15 protein-coding genes, 1 tRNA gene and 1 pseudogene are annotated in these 16,939 nt (G+C 69.9%); 10 read left to right on the plus strand and 7 right to left on the minus strand.

Annotation, left to right across the window (positions count from 1 at the left end):
• Nucleotides 1–259 precede the first annotated feature (259 nt).
• Nucleotides 260–463, minus strand: a complete 204-nt coding sequence (locus ACFOWE_RS32345; protein WP_184937277.1) for a cold-shock protein — start codon at nucleotides 461–463, stop codon at nucleotides 260–262.
• A gap of 257 nt (nucleotides 464–720) precedes the next feature.
• Between ACFOWE_RS32345 and ACFOWE_RS32350 the strand changes: the two genes are divergently transcribed.
• Nucleotides 721–1,515, plus strand: a complete 795-nt coding sequence (locus ACFOWE_RS32350) for a Cof-type HAD-IIB family hydrolase (RefSeq protein WP_377294609.1) — start codon at nucleotides 721–723, stop codon at nucleotides 1,513–1,515.
• Between the two features lie 178 nt (nucleotides 1,516–1,693).
• Here the strand turns inward: ACFOWE_RS32350 and ACFOWE_RS32355 are convergent, their stop codons facing one another.
• On the minus strand, nucleotides 1,694–2,209 hold the full coding sequence (locus ACFOWE_RS32355) for a bacterial proteasome activator family protein (protein ID WP_377294611.1): 516 nt from the start codon (nucleotides 2,207–2,209) through the stop codon (nucleotides 1,694–1,696).
• Nucleotides 2,210–2,461: 252 nt separating this feature from the next.
• Nucleotides 2,462–3,418, minus strand: coding sequence for an NAD(P)H-quinone oxidoreductase (locus ACFOWE_RS32360; RefSeq protein WP_377294613.1), 957 nt, complete (start codon nucleotides 3,416–3,418; stop codon nucleotides 2,462–2,464).
• 114 nt (nucleotides 3,419–3,532) lie between these two features.
• On the opposite strand from ACFOWE_RS32360, the gene ACFOWE_RS32365 reads away from it, so the two are divergent.
• The 3 genes from ACFOWE_RS32365 to ACFOWE_RS32375 all read left to right on the plus strand — a co-directional run bounded on the left by ACFOWE_RS32365 (nucleotide 3,533) and on the right by ACFOWE_RS32375 (nucleotide 6,626).
• Nucleotides 3,533–5,755 (plus strand): nucleotide-binding protein, encoded by a 2,223-nt coding sequence (locus ACFOWE_RS32365; RefSeq protein WP_377294615.1) that lies wholly within the window; start codon nucleotides 3,533–3,535, stop codon nucleotides 5,753–5,755.
• 109 nt (nucleotides 5,756–5,864) lie between these two features.
• Nucleotides 5,865–5,953, plus strand: a tRNA-Ser gene (locus ACFOWE_RS32370).
• 262 nt (nucleotides 5,954–6,215) lie between these two features.
• A complete protein-coding gene (locus ACFOWE_RS32375) occupies nucleotides 6,216–6,626 on the plus strand; it encodes a hypothetical protein (protein ID WP_377294617.1) in 411 nt (136 codons plus the stop codon).
• A gap of 1,021 nt (nucleotides 6,627–7,647) precedes the next feature.
• On the opposite strand, the gene ACFOWE_RS32380 is transcribed toward ACFOWE_RS32375, so the two are convergent.
• Both ACFOWE_RS32380 and ACFOWE_RS32385 read right to left on the minus strand, forming a co-directional pair.
• Entirely contained in the window at nucleotides 7,648–8,013 is a 366-nt protein-coding gene (locus ACFOWE_RS32380) for a hypothetical protein (protein WP_377294619.1), read from the minus strand.
• Between the two features lie 227 nt (nucleotides 8,014–8,240).
• The gene (locus ACFOWE_RS32385; RefSeq protein WP_377294621.1) at nucleotides 8,241–8,603 is read right to left on the minus strand and encodes a hypothetical protein; all 363 of its coding nucleotides are present in this window, start codon (nucleotides 8,601–8,603) and stop codon (nucleotides 8,241–8,243) included.
• A gap of 836 nt (nucleotides 8,604–9,439) precedes the next feature.
• On the opposite strand from ACFOWE_RS32385, the gene ACFOWE_RS32390 reads away from it, so the two are divergent.
• The 3 genes from ACFOWE_RS32390 to ACFOWE_RS32400 all read left to right on the plus strand — a co-directional run bounded on the left by ACFOWE_RS32390 (nucleotide 9,440) and on the right by ACFOWE_RS32400 (nucleotide 12,181).
• The gene (locus tag ACFOWE_RS32390; RefSeq protein WP_377294802.1) at nucleotides 9,440–10,165 is read left to right on the plus strand and encodes a peptidoglycan-binding domain-containing protein; all 726 of its coding nucleotides are present in this window, start codon (nucleotides 9,440–9,442) and stop codon (nucleotides 10,163–10,165) included.
• Nucleotides 10,166–10,291: 126 nt separating this feature from the next.
• Complete coding sequence (locus ACFOWE_RS32395; protein WP_377294623.1) at nucleotides 10,292–11,200, plus strand: peptidase inhibitor family I36 protein; 909 nt, start codon at nucleotides 10,292–10,294, stop codon at nucleotides 11,198–11,200.
• 30 nt (nucleotides 11,201–11,230) lie between these two features.
• On the plus strand, nucleotides 11,231–12,181 hold the full coding sequence (locus ACFOWE_RS32400) for a SpoIID/LytB domain-containing protein (RefSeq protein ID WP_377294625.1): 951 nt from the start codon (nucleotides 11,231–11,233) through the stop codon (nucleotides 12,179–12,181).
• Between the two features lie 54 nt (nucleotides 12,182–12,235).
• Here the strand turns inward: ACFOWE_RS32400 and ACFOWE_RS32405 are convergent, their stop codons facing one another.
• Together ACFOWE_RS32405 and ACFOWE_RS32410 are read right to left on the minus strand one after the other, a co-directional pair.
• A complete protein-coding gene (locus tag ACFOWE_RS32405) occupies nucleotides 12,236–13,282 on the minus strand; it encodes an NBR1-Ig-like domain-containing protein (RefSeq protein ID WP_377294627.1) in 1,047 nt (348 codons plus the stop codon).
• 142 nt (nucleotides 13,283–13,424) lie between these two features.
• Nucleotides 13,425–13,736, minus strand: a pseudogene (locus ACFOWE_RS32410) (transposase); the annotation flags it as partial.
• Nucleotides 13,737–14,302: 566 nt separating this feature from the next.
• On the opposite strand from ACFOWE_RS32410, the gene ACFOWE_RS32415 reads away from it, so the two are divergent.
• The 3 genes from ACFOWE_RS32415 to ACFOWE_RS32425 all read left to right on the plus strand — a co-directional run bounded on the left by ACFOWE_RS32415 (nucleotide 14,303) and on the right by ACFOWE_RS32425 (nucleotide 16,730).
• Nucleotides 14,303–14,524 carry a hypothetical protein gene (locus ACFOWE_RS32415; RefSeq protein WP_377294629.1) on the plus strand — a complete coding sequence of 74 codons (222 nt, stop codon included), beginning with the start codon at nucleotides 14,303–14,305 and terminating at the stop codon, nucleotides 14,522–14,524.
• A 539-nt stretch (nucleotides 14,525–15,063) separates the two neighbouring features.
• Nucleotides 15,064–15,582 carry a SigE family RNA polymerase sigma factor gene (locus ACFOWE_RS32420; RefSeq protein WP_377294631.1) on the plus strand — a complete coding sequence of 173 codons (519 nt, stop codon included), beginning with the start codon at nucleotides 15,064–15,066 and terminating at the stop codon, nucleotides 15,580–15,582.
• On the plus strand, nucleotides 15,579–16,730 hold the full coding sequence (locus tag ACFOWE_RS32425) for a hypothetical protein (protein WP_377294632.1): 1,152 nt from the start codon (nucleotides 15,579–15,581) through the stop codon (nucleotides 16,728–16,730). The genes ACFOWE_RS32420 and ACFOWE_RS32425 overlap by 4 nt, the downstream gene beginning before the upstream one ends.
• The last annotated feature ends 209 nt before the right edge of the window (nucleotides 16,731–16,939 follow it).

Consider the following 16,939-nt stretch of genomic DNA (forward strand, 5'->3'; position numbering starts at 1 on the left):
CGGCGGAACCGGCCGTCGTGACCAAGCCGTATCCGGCGCCGGGAGGAGGTGTGGCCGGCCGTGCGGTGGGAGGCCGCCGGAAGAAGCCCGCCTGACAGGACGGGAGCGAGAAGCCCGCCCGACGGGGCGGGAACGCACAAGGGCGAGGCCTGCCGGAAGCATGCCTCGCCCTCATATCCGGCCCCGGACCCACCGCTGCGGCGGGGTCTCCGGAACCGGATCTAGTGCTGTCTAGGTCTGTGGTGCAGACGTCTAGTGGTCAGATGCCGCGGACCTGCGAGGCCTGCGGGCCCTTCTGGCCCTGCGTGATCTCGAACTCGACTCGCTGGCCGTCCTCGAGGCTCCGGTAGCCGTTGCCGACGATCTCGGAGAAGTGAACGAAAACGTCCGGCGCACCGCCGTCCGGTGCGATGAAGCCGAAGCCCTTTTCAGCGTTGAACCACTTGACGGTTCCCTGAGCCATTAAAGCTCTCCCTCAGGATTTGAAACTTCGGGATTCACACCTCGTGAACCCCAGTGTGTCGTACAGCGGGGCCCCGGTGGCTCAGACTTGCAAGGTTCTGGTTATGCACTACGGGATCAGCTAATACAACGCCATCATATCTAACACCATCCTGCCTGCGGGTGTTCCCTTGATGGGGAAGATTCCTGTCCGGGTGGCTCCCGGAAGGCTCCCCGAGGATGCCGGACCGGCCTCCGCAGTGCAGACTGGAACCTGTTATGCGAAGCCTCCGTCTCATCGCCACCGACCTCGACGGCACCGCTCTGCGTTCGGACGGCACGGTATCACCTCGCACCGCCGCCGCGTTCGCCCGCGTGGAGAGCGCCGGCGCCGTCCTGGTCTTCGTGACCGGCCGCCCGCCGCGCTGGATGCACACCGTGGCGGGCGCCGTACGCCACAGAGGTCTCGCCATATGCGCCAACGGTGCCCTCGTGTACGACCTTCACACCGAAAAAATCGTAAAATCCCACCTGATCCAGCCGGAGGTGCTCGAAGAGGTCGTCGTCCGGCTCCGCGAAAAGATGCCCGACCTGACGTTCTCCGCGGAATACGAGGACGGGTTCGCCCACGAGTCGGACTTTCGTCCCGGCAGCTGGGACAGGCAGGCGGTCGCGGGACTCAGCGTCGGCACGGCCGCTCTCACCTCGCGGCCGTGCGCCAAACTCCTCGCCCTGCACCCCGAGATGGATCCCGACCGCCTCCACGAGACGGTCTGCGAGCTGGTCGGAGACCAGGTCACGCCCACGCACTCCAGCGGCCGGGCGCTGATCGAGATGAGCGCGCACGGGGTGACGAAGGCCTCGGCCCTCGCCACGTTCGTCGAGAAGCAGGGGATCGACACGGCCGAAGTGATCGCCTTCGGCGACATGCCCAACGACCTGCCGATGCTGCGCTGGGCCGGGACCTCGTACGCCGTCGCCAACGCGCACCCCGAGGTGCTGGCGGCGGTCGACCACGTGACCGCCGCCAACGACGAGGACGGGGTGGCACGGGTCATCGAAGAACTGTTCTGACTCCGTCGGGAGGCTCCCGCTCCGACCCGCTGAGAGGCTCCCGCTCTGACTTGGTCGGGAGAGTCTCGCCGGAGTCTGCCGCGCCCTGCCGGAGGCGCGGCCTCCGGCAGGGCGTACGCCCTCCACCGCCCCGGTGGAGACGCTCGCGGCGCGGTATGAGGAGATGTGCCGGGAGGTGTCAGAGGTAGGGGCCGGAACTGGAGTGGTGCTGCCCCTCCTGGTGCAGCGCCGCGCCGCCGGGCAGCGCCCGGCGCATGTTCTCGAGCTGGGCACGGGCGGCCATCTGCTGCGCGAACAAAGTGGTCTGGATCCCGTGGAACAGCCCTTCCAGCCAGCCGACGAGCTGGGCGTGGGCGACCCGGAGCTCCGCGTCGCTCGGCGGGGTGCCGGTCTCGTCCTCGGTGAACGGGAGCGACAGGCGCTCCAGCTCCTCGACCAGCTCGGGTGCGAGACCGTCCTCCAGCTCCTTGATGGAGCTGCGGTGGATGTCCTTGAGGCGCTTGCGGCTCGCCTCGTCCAGAGGAGCCGCACGGACCTCCTCGAGGAGCTGCCGGATCATGCTGCCGATGCGCATCACCTTGGCGGGCTGCTCGACCAGATCCGCGATCGACCGCTCGTCGTTGCCGTCCTTGGGCTGGACACCACCCTGGGAACCCACGACCACGATCTGGGGAGTGCTTTCCTCAGCGTTCATACGCTTCAACTTACCGAAAGTCCGCGGAAGAACCGGCCGCCGGAACCGGCCGCCGGAACCGGCCGCCGGAACCGGCCGCCGGAGCGGGGACGGACGCCGGGCCCGCCGGGGCCGGGGCGACCCGGGGGACGGTCCGCCGCCGGGCGGGACATCCCGGAGCATCAGGCACGGAGCATCGGGATGTCCCGCCCGGCGGTGCATCGCGGACCGCCGCGTGAACCGGACGGGAATCCCGCCCGCTCATGACCGGTGTCAGGTCAGCAGCAGGACCTTTCCGACGTGCTCCCCGGACTCAACGATCCGGTGGGCCTCCGCGGCCTCGCTCATCGGCACCCGCGCGTGCACCACCGGCCGGAGCGCGCCCGCGTCGAACAGAGGCCAGACGTCGCCGACGACGCCGCGCACGATGACGCCCTTCTCGTCGACCGGCCGGGAGCGCAGCGTGGTGCCGTGCACCGACGCCCGCTTGACCAGCAGCATCCCCAGGTCCAGCTCGCCCTTCGTCCCGCCCTGCATCCCGATCACCACGAGCCGGCCGCCGGTCTTGAGGGCCCTGACGTTCCGCGCGAGGTACTTTCCGCCGATGATGTCGAGGATCACGTCGGCCCGGACCTTCTCCGAGAAGTCCTCCTCGCGGTAGTTCACCCCCTCGTCCGCGCCGAGCTCCAGGCAGCGGGCGATCCTCTCGGCCGACCCCGCGGTGACGACGACGTGCGAGCCGAACGCCTTCGCCAGCTGCACGGCGAACGTGCCGATCCCGCTGGCCCCGCCGTGGACGAGCAGCGTCTCGCCCCTGCGCAGCCGCGCGGTCATGAAGACGTTGGACCAGACCGTGCACGCCACCTCGGGCAGCCCGGCCGCCTCGACCGGGTCCACCCCCTCGGGGACGCGCATGACCTGCTGCCAGGGAACGGCCACCCGCTGGGCGTACCCGCCTCCGGCCAGCAGCGCGCAGACCCGGTCGCCCGGCCTGAATCCCTCGACGTCCGCACCGACCTCGGCGACCACCCCGGAGCACTCCAGTCCCGGGTACGGCGGAGCGCCGGAGGGAGGAGGATAGAAGCCCTGCCGCTGCAGGAGATCGGCCCGGTTGACCGCCGAGGCGACCACGTCGATGAGGACCTCACCAGGCCCGGGACGGGGATCGGGGACCTCCCGCCAGACGAGTGCCTCCGGCCCGCCGGGCTCGTCGATCACGATCGCGTGCATGCAACCAACGCTACCGGGGTAGCCAACTCCGTGGTTGCCTGCATTGGAGAGAACACAGGGCGTTAACCTTCAATGTGTTTGCTGCCCTTTTAGCTATCCCGAGGGGGAAACACGGTGGCAAGACACGATCGTGAGGAATCTCTCGAGGAACAGCTCGCCTGGCTCGACGCGATCAAGGAGCAGGAGGAGGCACCGCCCGCGGTGGTGTCCGCCCAGGTGACCGCCGGGGTGGACGACGCCGCCGGTTCTCCGTACCCGCAGGACCCGTGGAGCCTGGTGCCCTCGGAGACCGACGCGGCCTCCTCGCCGCTGTTCCGTGCCGCCGCCGACCCGGAGCACGGCTCCCAGGCCGGGCCCTCGGCCGCCGCGGACACTCCGGCGGAGGACACGGCGGACCGGCCGATCGAGGAGGCGGACGCCGCCGAGTGGGCCGAGGCGGTCGAGGCGGTGAACTCCTTCACCCTTCCCTCCGTGCGTCCCCCCAAGGACAACGACGGTTTCCTGACCCCGCTCAAGCCGCTGCCCCGCCAGGAGGCCGACCCGGCCCCCGGCGAGCTCGGTTCGGGCTCCTACGCGCTGGACGGGTTCGGCCCCGGTTCCGACTCCGACACCGGCCGCTTCGTCCTGGGCGGCACCGACGCGGACGCCGACCGGTCCTCCTTCGGAGGTCCGGACTCGGGCACCGGCTGGTCGGCCTTCCGAAGCTCGGACTCGGGCACCGGCTGGTCGGCGTTCGGAAACTCCGACGCGGACCGGTTCGGGTCCGCCGGTTCCGACGCGGACCGGTTCGGGTCCGCCGGTTCCGACGCGGACCGGCCCGGGTCCGGCGGTTCCGACGTGGACCGGTTCGCCTCCGGTGGCTCTGACGCGGACGCCGACCGGTTCACCGGAGGGGACACCGACCCCGGTCACGGCCGCTTCGCCGTACAGGGAGAGCAGCCGCCTGCGCCCATGGGGCCGTTCCGGCTCGAGGCGCCCGAATCCTTCGGCTCCGACCGTCCGGCCGTCGACGCGCCCGCGGAGGCGATGTTCTCTCCTGAGGACGCCTCCGGCGGGCCCACGGCCTTCGTCAGGGGCAGGGAGACGACCCTCGGCGCGGAGGGGGAACGGCCGTCCTTCCCCGGTACGGTGCCCGCGGCCGGCCACGGAGGCGTCCCTGCCGCCGAGTGGGACAGGGCGTCCGCGTCCACCCAGGACACACCGGTGCGGGCCGACGGAGGTTTCACCCCGGACCGGGACGCGACCTTCGCGCCCGACCGGGGACCAGCCTCCGACCTGGGACCCGTCCCGGAGCGGGGAACGGCCGAGCCGGTGCGGGAGCCGTACCAGCCGCGTCGGCGGCAGGCGCCGCCGCAGCCCGCCTTCGGCTCCCCGGCCCGGCAGCAGACCACCGGCGCGCCCAGGCCGTCGGCCGACAGCCTCGACCCCGACTCCCTGCTCCGGGGCCGCCGCAACGGCCCTTCCGGAGGCTGGCGCAAGTTCGTCTTCAAGGCGTCGGCGGGCCTCATCAAGCCGGGCGAGTCCCCCGAGGTCCGTCGCCGCCGGGAGCTGCTCGCCCGTGCCCGGACGCCCGTCGCCACCGGCCACCACCGCGTCGCCGTACTCAGCCTGAAGGGCGGTGTCGGCAAGACCACCACCACGGTCGGGCTCGGCGCCACCCTCGCCCAGGCCCGCGGCGACCGGGTGATCGCGGTCGACGCGAACCCGGACCGCGGCACCCTCTCGGACAAGCTGGAGCTGGAGACGGCCGCCACCGTCCGCGACCTGCTGAACGAGCGCGCCCAGATCAAGCGCTACGTCGACATCCGGGCCTTCACCTCCCAGGCGCCGTCCCGGCTGGAGATCCTCGCCTCCGACCGCGATCCGTCGGTGTCGGAGGCCTTCAGCGCCGCCGATTACCAGGCGGTGGCCCAGGTCCTGGAGAACTTCTACTCGATCTGCATCACCGACTGCGGAACCGGTCTGCTCCACTCGGCGATGTCCGGCGTGCTCGGCCTGGCCGACCAGCTCGTCCTGGTCAGCTCCCCGTCCGTGGACGGCGCCAGGGCGGCCTCGGCCACCCTCGACTGGCTGGAGGCGCACCACTACGAGGACCTGGTCCGCGCCGCCACGGTCGTGCTGTGCAACGTCCGCCCCCGGTCGAAGTCGACCGTCGACCTCGACCGGCTGGAGGCGCACTTCGCCGCCCGCTGCCGGGCGGTCGTCCGCATCCCCTACGACCCGCACCTGGAGGAGGGCGCGGAGATCGACCTCGACAGACTCCTGCCCGGCACCCGTGACGCCTACCTGCGGTTGGCGGCCTCGGTGGGCGACGGCTTCGCCGTCCCGCAGTCCTGACGATCCGTGTGTGGCGGGCGTCTCGCTGGATGACCATGCGAGACGCCAGCGGATCGGGTCATGAGAGACTAAGGTGCAATCTGGTACGTCTTCCATGGCGTGCCGACCGGGAGAGCTCGCCTAGTGGACGATGGCGGCGGTCTTGAAAACCGCTAGGGCCGGTGACGGTCCTCGTGGGTTCGAATCCCACGCTCTCCGCTGAGCACGCGAAACGGCGTCTGACCAGGGGTTCCACCTCGGTGAGGCGCCGTTGATCGTTTCCGGGGTGTGCAGCCGTGTGCCGCCGTGAGCGGCTCTCGGCCGGTGTTCGCGGGATATATGCGGGATGGATCTTGAGACGTTCTCCCAGGTCGCGCGCGGGAATCCTGCCCTGGGAATCGGGAGGGGAGCCGTGGAGCACATGGACTGGGACCGGATACCGGGGCCGGCCTGGTATCTCCCGGAGGACGCCCGAGCGGCGATGGAAGCACTGATCCGGTCCGCAGACGCTCGGCAGGCCGCCCGAGCGCTGGCCGATCTCCGGTACGCGGTCGCGAACGACCACGCCGGCACTCTCTACCCGGCCGCCGTCCCCGCGACGAGCGTGCTGCTGGAGGCGATCGGGGAACGGCCGGGACCACCCCGGCAGGAGGCGTTGAACGCGCTGCTGGACTGGTGGGGATGCTTCCACCCGGAACCGGGGTTCGGGACCTACATGGACCCGTCGGCCGGGTCTGTCGGTCTCATCGAAGGAATCATGAGGCGCGTCCGCGACGCCACGGACATGCTGCACCGCGTCGCCGACGACCCGTCCGGGGGCGGAGGGCATCGAGCCGGTGTGAGGCTGCTGCTGGCCAGACTCGACGAAGGCTGGAACACAGAGACCGGCTGACGCGGGGAGCCGGGTGCCTGCACTCGTGGTGAGGCGAAAAGAGAAGGGGCCCGGTGTTCCCGAGGCACCTTCATGATGTGGACGGTCACGCGGCCAACGCGTCCTCGATCCTGCGGTTGGCGATCTCCGCGCCGCCTTCACGCCTCGCAGCGGGTCGCGATGGAGATCACGCCACCGCGCGAGGTCCGTACCACCGCCCGCATGGTCGCTCCACCACGGCCTTGACCGCTGCACAGCGCCTACGACACCCGCCGGATCGGCGCCGGCCTGCTTCACTCACACAGCCGAACGTCTTATGACGTCTCTTCCGCCTCGAACGCCCGGTGCTCCGTCCACTGCCACCATCGCCAATGGGAAGCGGCCTTCCACGTCTCGGGAGCCGTCACCGCATGAGCGATCCACCTGCGTAGTTCCGGCAAGACCCCATCGCGGAGCGCCTCCCGGATCTCGGAGCGGTCTTCGGACCGGACAGGATAAACCGACAGCTCAATCCCGTAGACGTCCGGATGGATCCCGCCCGCACGCCCCGGACGCCAATTGACCGTCAAAACGCCGTCCCGAGGCACCTTATCCACGAACTCCAGCTCCCGAACGTGCTGGAAGTCCTCTTCCAAGATCTCCCTCAGATCTGTCCGGGTCAATGGCCATGACGCCCCGCGTGCCAACCTGCGATCACGAGCGGACATCTCCACCTCGCATGACTCGCCTCACTCGATCTGTGAACGTACCCACCGGCAGAGGACGCTCCACGGCGGGGTTGCGCCCTTACGATCTGGTCACCGTACGGGGCTGGGGGGATCGGCGGCCCGGGACCTCGTTCCTCAGCCCTGGCCCATCGAGCATCGTGGTGGGCAAGGCGTCCTCTGGCAGGAGGGGGACGGGCCAAGTCGCCGAGAGCTTCGGCCGTGAGGACCGCCCCGAGCTCCGGGACATGTACGGATCGCCCGCGGTGCACTCGGCCGGGAAACCACATGAAGCGGCAGGTCGGAAGGCTGACGGAGCGATTGAAGGCCCTCCTCCTTCAATCCGCGTGTTGTTCTTCGTTGTCAGGCGGGAGCATGCTGCAAGCGCTGTCGATCTCTCCTGTCGTGATCATGTCTCGCACGGCATCGACCATTGAGGTGAAGCCCGGCTCGCGAATGATGATCAGATCGGAACACCAGAAGTACCGGCCGTTGAGGTTCTCGCCCGTGCTCTTCCAGCGGTCCAGGACTCTGCCGACGACATCAAGAGTCATGAAGGTGGCGTAACGATGAGTGCCGTCGGGAAGGACGATGGTCGCGTCGGCTTCCTCCACGCTCTCGGGCCCGTGCCCCTCCCATCGAGGGATCAGCATCTCGAAGCCGGGCTCACTGACCCGGTAGAAGGGACCGTCGATCTCGAGCATGGGACTCACTCTGCCTCTGCGGTGTCGAGGTACTGCAGCAGAGGCAAACGACGCTGCTCACAGCCGCGTCCATCCAGTGCCGCTCGGGATCGGGCTTCGGGATCAGGCTAGAGATCTGATCTCGGTCTGGATGGTCCAAGGGAAGGCCCGGATCACACCGTTCGCATGCCGGTACAGGCTGGTGGAGCCGCGCATCGGTTCCCTCGTGACCGTCTTGGCAGGCGTCACTACCAGGAACCTACGGGCTCCACGACGAGGTCTTCCGGCCGGGGAAGCGGGGCCGGCTCGTCTTCGGTGGCGTAGACCTCCAGATACGAGAGATGCCCGTGTTCGACGAAGAGCAGCACGCCGTCACCGCGTGTTCGTGTGTGGGCGGAGACGAGCACGCCGTCCTGCACCGGGGCGTCGAGGGCGGGAGGTCCTGCTCCCGGGCGGAGATCCACGGTCGCACATCCGCACCCGCAGCGTCCGGCAACGACCGCCGAAGAGACCTGGGATCGAAGTTCTTGCACGCCGGGCAAGTCCTGTACGAGCAGTGCCAGAATGACAGCCTGCTCCTCGGCTGATAGGCGACGCTCGTCGTCTGGCACAGCACCAAGATAGCGGGCGGGGCATGGGATACATGCGGGATGATCTTTGATGGCCAAGGGTGCATGAGGTGCTTTCGCCCTGATGGGAAGGCATGTCGCTGTCGGAACCGCAGCCCTCTTGGAAACCGCCGGGGCCGGTGACGGTTCTCGTGGGTTCGAGTCCCACGCTCTCCGCTGAACTTGAGAAAGGGCGCCTGACCAGGGGATTTCCCTGGACCGGGCGCCATTGGCCGTTTCCGGGGTGCGTAGCCGTACGCCACCGTGGACGGCTCTCTTCCGGGAGCGTCCGGCAACGGTACTCCGGTGGGTCAGGATGACCGTACCCGTGATCGAGGCCTCTCCTCCGGAGAGCACGGCGCACATCGCCGTGACGGTTCCACCGCCCGGATCACCGGCACCGGAGGACCGGCCGTCGATCCGTCGCACGACGACCGACCCCAGCGCTGTGACTATAGGGCTCCGGAAGCGGGAGTGATCTCTTCCGGGGCGAGGCCTGGAGGCGCGGGCCGTGCGTCCCGCCCGTCGTCGGAGACCTGTACGGCGGCCCGCCGACCTGTAGCGCACCTGTAAGGCGGCCGTCCACCTGTAGCGCACCTGTACGGGGAGCCTGCTGGACAGGCTGACAACAGGATCTCCTTGCGGACGCACGGCCGGACCCGGAAACGTGATCCGTGCCGCAGACATCCCCCCCACAGTGTCCGAAACCAGGAGAAACGATGAAGCCGACCTCATGCGCCACGGGCCTTCTGACGGCCGCCCTGGTCGCTTGTGTGACCGGAGCGTCCGGGATGCCGGCGGCGCAGGCGGCCGACACCAGGACCCTTCCGACCGTGAACATGGAAGCCGTCGTCAAGGCGGCCCAGATCGACCCCCGGCGGTCTGACGAGACGCTGACCCCGGGCGCCAAGGCCAGCGTGCTCCTCGTCGAGCGGGCGCTGCGTGACCGGAGGCTGCTCGACGCGAAATGGGTCGACGGTTACTTCGGCAGCACGACCGTCACCGCCTACGCGAAGTTCCAGAAGTCGCTCGGCTACACCAGGCTCGCCGCCAACGGCCTGCCGGGCAGGACATCGCTCACCAAGCTCGGCGCCGGCCGTTTCAGGGTCACCCACGCCATCACCCCGGGCGCCCGGGTGTCCGTCGACAAGACGATCGTCAACACCCGCACGCGGAGCATGCTGGCCGAGGCGGAGCGGTTGCTCGGCCGCGACCTCCTGGTGCTGCAGGGGTCGTACAACCCCGGCGGCGATCCCACGTCCGCGGGCACCCACGACGGCGGCGGCGCCCTCGACATCTCGGTCAAGGGGATGAACTCCGCCGCCCGCACCGCGGCCGTCCGCGCGTTGCGACGCGTCGGCTTCGCGGCATGGGTGCGCACCCCCGGCCAGGCCGACTGGCCGTGGCACATCCACGCCGTCGCCATCAGCGACACCGACCTCTCCAGCCAGTCCCAGCACCAGGTCGGCGACTACTACCTCGGCCTGAACGGGCTCGCCCGCCGCGGCCCGGACGACGGTCCGAAGGTGGCCATCCGCACCTGGGAGGAGTACCGGCGCCGCTGACCGTCCGAAATCCAGGCCGTACAGGGTGACGCCGAAAATCCGGCACCCAGGCCGTACCGATAAGCCGTACCGATAAGCCGTACCGATAAGCCGTACCGATAAGCCGTACTGATACAGGAGAACACCATGGGAACGCTTGGCAAGATCTTCGCCACGGCGGCCGCCGCGCTGGCGCTCGGCGGAGTGGCGCTCGCCCCGGCCTCGCCCGCGTCGGCGGCCGGCCGCAACGGCGTGTGCGAGGCCGGTGAGTTCTGCTACTACTTCAACAGCAACAACAAGGGGTCGGTCTCCGACTTCACCGGGTCCGTCGCCAACTACGCGACTCAGCAGCCGACCTGCTACGACTTCAAGGGCCCGGGCAACGGCAAGGGCAAGTGCATCAAGAACTCCGCCGCCTCCGTGTGGAACCGCAGCGGCAAGACCGTCCGGGTCTACTTCAACAGCAACTACGGCGGCAGCATCTACCAGGACTTCAAGCCCGGCGCCAGGGGCAACCTCAAGCCCGCCCTCAAGAACCAGAACGCCTCGCACCAGTTCAGCCCGTCGTCGGCGCCGTCGCCGTCGCCGGGGCGTGTCAACATCACGTACGGGCTGTACAGGGCCGGCGGCCAGATCAGCTGCGGCTTCGACGGCTACACCAACACCCCCGGCCGGCACGAGGGCATCGACTTCGTCCGCGGTGTGGGCGCGGACGTCCACAACCTGGTGAGCGGTCAGGTCATCTACGTCGCGCGCGGGCGCAACGGCAGCGGAGGGCTCTCCACGATCTCCATCTACAACGCCGCGTCGAACAAGACGGTGATCTACCTGCACACCGCTCCGCGGTCCTCCCTGCGCGTGGGACAGACGGTCAAGCGCGGCCAGGTCATCGCCGACGAGGCGTGGCGCGGGGTGGGGTCCAGCGGGGCCGCGCACACCCACGTCGAGGTGCGGTCCGGACGGCAGAGGTTCGCCTCCAAGAGTGTCGGCGACCCGGTCCTGAGCAACTCGAACCCGGCCTCGTTCTGGGCCTCCCAGGGCTACAACCTCCGATAGCGCCGGCCTCTGACGAAGATGAAGGTAACCGTGTCTCCCCGAATCGCACGGCCGGTCTCGCGACTCGCCGCGGCGGCCGCCGTGCTGGCGCTCGGTGGAGCGGTGCTCGCCACCGCTCCGCCGGCCTCGGCGGCCGGCCGTGACGGCGTGTGCCAGAGCGGTGAGTTCTGCTACTACTTCAACAGCAACAACAAGGGGTCGGTCTCCGACTTCACCGGGTCCGTCGCCAACTACGCGACCCAGCAGCCCACCTGCTACGACTTCAAGGGCCCGGGCAACGGCAAGGGCAAGTGCATCAAGAACTCCGCCGCCTCCGTGTGGAACCGCAGCGGCAAGACCGTCCGGGTCTACTTCAACAGCAACTACGGCGGCAGCGTCTACCAGGACTTCAAGCCCGGCGCCAGGGGCAACCTCAAGCCCGCCCTCAAGAACCAGAACGCCTCGCACCGGTTCATGAACTCGGCGTCGCCGACCAAGTGCAAGACCGACGGCACGCACAGCAGGCCGCCCACGACGATCCTGGTGTACCGCAAGTCCATCGACCAGGTGGAGAGGGTCGACTTCAAGACCTACGTCAAGAACGTCCTGCCCAACGAGTGGCGGTCGCACTGGCCGAGGGAGTCCCTCCGGGCGGGGGCGGTCGCCGTCAAGAACTACGGCTGGTACTGGGCGCTGCACTCGACGCGCAAGACGTCGGACGGCCGGTGCTTCGACGTCTACGACCACACGTTCAGCCAGGTGTACAAGCCCGGCTCCGCGACGGCGGCGACGAACGCCGCGGTGGACGCGACGTGGCGCACCCGGCTGACCCGCAACGGGAAGATCTTCCAGGCCCAGTACTGCGCGACGACGACGGAGTGCGGCATGTGGGTCGACGGTGACTGGATGTCGCAGACGGGCTCCCGCGACAAGGCGAAGGCCGGCTGGAGCCACTCCAGGATCCTCAAGTCCTACTACAGGGGGATCGCCGTCAAGTCCTGACACCCCGCCGGCCGTCCGGCTCCGATTCCCCGCCGTGCACGGCACGTCGGGGAATCAGGGTGCGTCGACGATGATCTGGAAGTTGATCGGCCGGCTTCCGGGGAACGCGATCTTTCCCGAGGCGTCCATCATCTTGAACCGCACGTAGCACAGGCCCGGTTCCCGCGGTGTGGTGATGTCGATCCGGACGTCGACCGTCTCGCCGGGGCGCGTCTCCCCGATCGGTACGGCGGAAGCGGTCCGGCACCGGCCGGTTCGCTGCGGGGGGTCGAGGCGGCGCAGTGAGTACCCCTTCCAGGGCACGGTCCCGGCGTTCTTGAGCCGCCACACCTTCGGCATGGTCTCGCCTGCGCCGACGCGCGTGCAGTCGGGCAGCGTGACGTCCGCGACGAACTCGGCCGCGTCGCCCTTGTGCACGGGCGGGGCCCAAGCCGGGTTGGCCTGCTGCACCGGGCAGCCGGCCGGGGACGGCGGTGGCCCTCCGGACAGGCTCGGGCCGGGTTCGGCGGGCCCGGACACGCGGTCGGCGACGGTCACGATGAGGACCGCCGCGCCCACGCCGGCCGCGGCCGCGACCGCGGTGAGCACGGTCGGGAGAGTCCGCCGGAATCGCCCTCGGCCCCCCGGCGCGGGGAGGACCGGCCGGATGCCGCCCGTGCTCTCGCCGGGGCGCGAAGCGGACACGGAGGCCGGGGTCTCGGCAGCCGGTCCGGACGCCTGCGGCGTCATGGCGGTGTGCGCGGTACGGGGTCCCGCGGCGCCTGCGGCGGAGGTCGCGACCGCACCAGGCGGATGATCCACGGAGGCGTCCGCGAGGACCGGAGGATCCCCGATGCCTGTCCCCCTGACCGTCTGGTTCGCCTTCTCCCAGCGTTCGCGGTAATCGGCCGGGTCCGCGCCGCACGCCCTGACGAACTCGACGGTGGTCTCCCAGCTCGGGAGCCGGTTGCCTTTCGTGGCTTCGTGCAGCGTCGTGTGGGAGATCGCCCCTGAGCGGCCGGACATCTCCCGGAAAGGCGGATCGCCGACCGACCGGCGCAGTTCGCGCAGGACCTCCGCGAAGTCCTCGATCGCCTCCGCCCGTGCACGCCTGTCGTCCACCGGACGAAGCTAACAGCACCCACACTCTTCACTCAACTCGCAGCAATGTCACCCATGACAGCGAACGGCGGACCGGGGCGGGGAGCCGCGTCCCTGAGGACCGGAACGGGGCGGGGCCTGTCCGTTCCCCGGCCGCCTGGTCGATGCCGACCACGTCGGTGCGGCGGCGGATCTCCTTGTTCAACCGCTCCTGCGGGTTGTTCGACCAGATCTGCCGCCAGACCTCGTGGGGGAAGGCGGCGAAGGCCGGCAGCTCCTCCCGGGCCGTGTCCAGGTGCGTCGCGGTGGCCGGACGCTTCGCCTCCAGCGCCTCGACGACCCAGGCGTGCTGGGCCCGCACGGCCTCGGCCGTCGGCTGGTCGAAGATGGTGCGCACCAGGGTGGCCACCCACGGCTGCGCCGACTTCGGCACGGTCGTCAGCGGATTCCGCAGGTAGTGGGTCCGGCAGCGCTGCCGGACCGGCGCCTCGGCGTATCCCCTCTCGTCGTTGCCGACGGTCAAGGTCACGATGGTGATGTCGGCCGGGGTGACGAGTTCGGGCGCATGGACGTCTCGGTGGGTGTCACCGCCGACGGCCGCGTCGACGACATCTGCGAGGACGGGCATGATCTCGATGCCTTCCGTGTGACGGCGATGTGATCGGCGAGGCAGGCCGGCACGGTCACTCCGGCGGCACGCCTGTGGGCTGGGGAAACTCTTACACCATGTCCGTGGACGCAACCCGCCGGCGGCGATCCACCTCATCGGTGACCCGGGATCCGGCGGGTCGTGGGAGGCCGGGTACGGCGAGCCGGGCAGGACCTCGGGAGCCGGGCGGTGGCGCCTCGACCCGGACCGGGCCGTCACGGCGATGTGGAACTCCGGATTCCGGAGCAGTTCTCCCTGCGGCCCACCGCAAGGCGGATCACAATATGCGCATCCACGGTCTCTATCGGTAACGGATGGACGTGGTCCGTGAAGGTACGCGAAGCGTGCCTCACAGGCTCGCGCGCGCCCGGCAGCGGAGGATGTCGAGCTCTGTGAACCACCCTTGGATCGTCTACCTGCAGACATGGCTGGCCGTCCGGGCCCACCGCGCGCGCACGGCCCCGACCCGCGGCGCCTCCGCCGTCGAATGGGTGATCATCACCGCTGTCACCGCGGGCGTCGCCCTGGGGCTGGCCGCCCTGATCAAAACCCTGGTGGAGCAGAAGCAGGCCGACATCCAGAACACCCTCGGCGGGAGCGGCGGCCGGCCCTGAGCAGGACATGTTCCGGCGGCCTGCCTGGGGAACGGGAGGTCGCCGGATCGTGTCCGCGCGCGCCGCCGGGCGGTGCGCGGTCGTCGGCCCTGCCGTCGCACACCGTGATCTCCGACCGGTCGGCGGGAACGCTCACTCTGCCGTGGGCGTAGGTGTCGCTCCAGCCGGAGGCGTCGGCCGACGCCGGTACGGCCGATGCCGCGAAGAGGCCGGCGGCCGGGGCGGCGATCGTCCCGCCCGTCCGTACTGCTGTCATGTGTCCCCCCGCTCACCGCGATCGTTACCCAGAGTCGTCATGTAAGCACGAGTGCTGGTCCTTTCCGCAGGTCATCCGCTCACCCGATCATGTGACGGTGCTTCAGGCCGATCGCCCCCGGGTGGGTGTTGAGGGGCCAGGGGACGGTCTCGCCGTGGCGAAGGGCGAGACGGCGGCGAGACGAGGGCGGCGGCGAAAAAGACGAGATCGCGGCGAAAAAACGAGGAGGGCTACAACCATTCACCCCACGGGTCGCGTTGGGACCGGGCGAGAGGAGATCACATTGAATCGTCACGACGGCTTCCGGGAGTTCGTGGTCGCCCGCCAGCAGGCGCTGATGCGGACCGCGTATCTGCTCACGGGAGACGCCCACCTCGCCGAGGACCTGCTGCAGAGCGTCCTGATCAAGGTCGTGGGGCAGTGGCCCAAGCTGGCCAGGGACGGCAATCCGGAGGCCTACACGCGCAAGGCGCTGGTCAACCAGTACATCTCCTGGTGGCGCCGGCAACGCCTCGAGTCGCCGAGCGCCGACCCGCCGGACCGCGGTACCTCCTGCGACGAGACCGTGCTCGACCGGATCGTGCTGCGCCAGGCGTTGGCGAAGCTGACGCCCAAGCAGCGCGCCGTGGTCGTGCTGCGCTTCTGGGAGGACCTCACCGAGACGCAGACGGCCGAGGCCCTCGGTTGCTCGGTGGGCACCGTCAAGAGCCAGACCCATCACGCGCTGGCCCGTCTGCGCGCGCTCGCGCCCGAGCTGGTGCACCTGCTGTCCGAGCCCGAGATCACGGAGGTGGCCCGATGACGAGACTGCATGAGGCGCTGGGGGGCATCGCCGACGAGGCTCCCCTGGTGGACCTGGCCGACCGGGCCATCGCCGGTCACCGGCGCAGGCGGCGCACCACCCTGGCGCTGGCGACCGCGGCGGCGGCCACGGCGACCGCGGTGATCGCGATGATCGGCATGGTGACGACGACCGTGGCGCTGCCGGGACCGCGTGGCGATGAAACGGCCGCACAGCAGAGGGCGGACGGGGTGCAGAGGGCGGACGCGGTGCCCGACCTGCCCGGCGGCAGGGTGGGAGTGCTGAGTCACGCGTACCGGACACCGTGCGAGGTCGACCAGGAGGACCCGCTGCGGCCCCCGGACTGCAGCGCCGTCGAGTGGCGGGTGGTCACCGGCACCGGGGCGACCTACCGGGTGCCGCAGGCGCTCGTCAGCACCGCCAAGGGCTGGCGCGCGCCCGTCGCGATCAGCAGGGACGGGCGCATGCTCGCCTACTACAGCCGCCAGGCCCAGGCTCACGTGGTCCGCGACCTGGTGAGCGGTTCCGAGGTGGTCTCCCCCGTGACGGTGAAGGAGGAACGGATCGGCGGGGGTTCCATGCTCGCGGTCTCCGACGACGGCCGCTACGTGGTCTTCGACCCGCGGGAGGGCACCAAGGACCCCGGGCTGCTGATCGACATGCGGACCGGCAGGAAGCTCTCCGTGAACGGCAAGTTCGAGGTGGTCAGCGTCAAGGACGGCGTCGCCGCGCTGGTCCGGTACGTCAAGACCGACCTGTGGCTGATGCCCGTCACCGGTGGAGGCTCGCCGGTGCGCTTCGACGGCGTGTTCATCATGTTCAGCGAGCTCGCCCCGGACGGCCGTACGGTGGCCGCCTTCGACTTCAGGGCGAAGGGCCGGGAGAAGCGCACGCTCAGCATCCTCGACGCCCGGAGCGGGCGGATCCTGCGGAGGGTCGCCATCCACGGCCTGCCGAAGGGTGGGGGCGTCTCCGGCGTCGCCACCTGGCGGAGCGGCTCCGAGGTCACGATCGTCTACGACGGCGAGGAAGTGAGCACCTACGCGGTCGACGTCAGGACCGGCAAGGCCCGGCGGCTGGCCGGCTACCCCGGCACGCTCACGAATCCCACGGATCCGGTCCTGCCGGGGGTCGCGGCCATCGGATAGCGCGGAAGCACCGGGCCTTGCCCGCCCTCCGGCCGTCTGGTCAGGTTGCCGGTCCGTGAGCTCAACGGATCGAGGAGGGGGGCGACGCCGTGCCTCTCCGGCGAGGCCGTGCTCCCGATGGGGCCGCACGAGCACCGGCCCTGCCTTCACCCGCCGGATCCACCCGTGAGCCCGTCCCCGGCCGGGGCGACCGGGCCCGCCACCGCTGG

The organism is Planomonospora corallina, assembly GCF_042650625.1.
Lineage (GTDB): Bacteria > Actinomycetota > Actinomycetes > Streptosporangiales > Streptosporangiaceae > Planomonospora_B > Planomonospora_B corallina.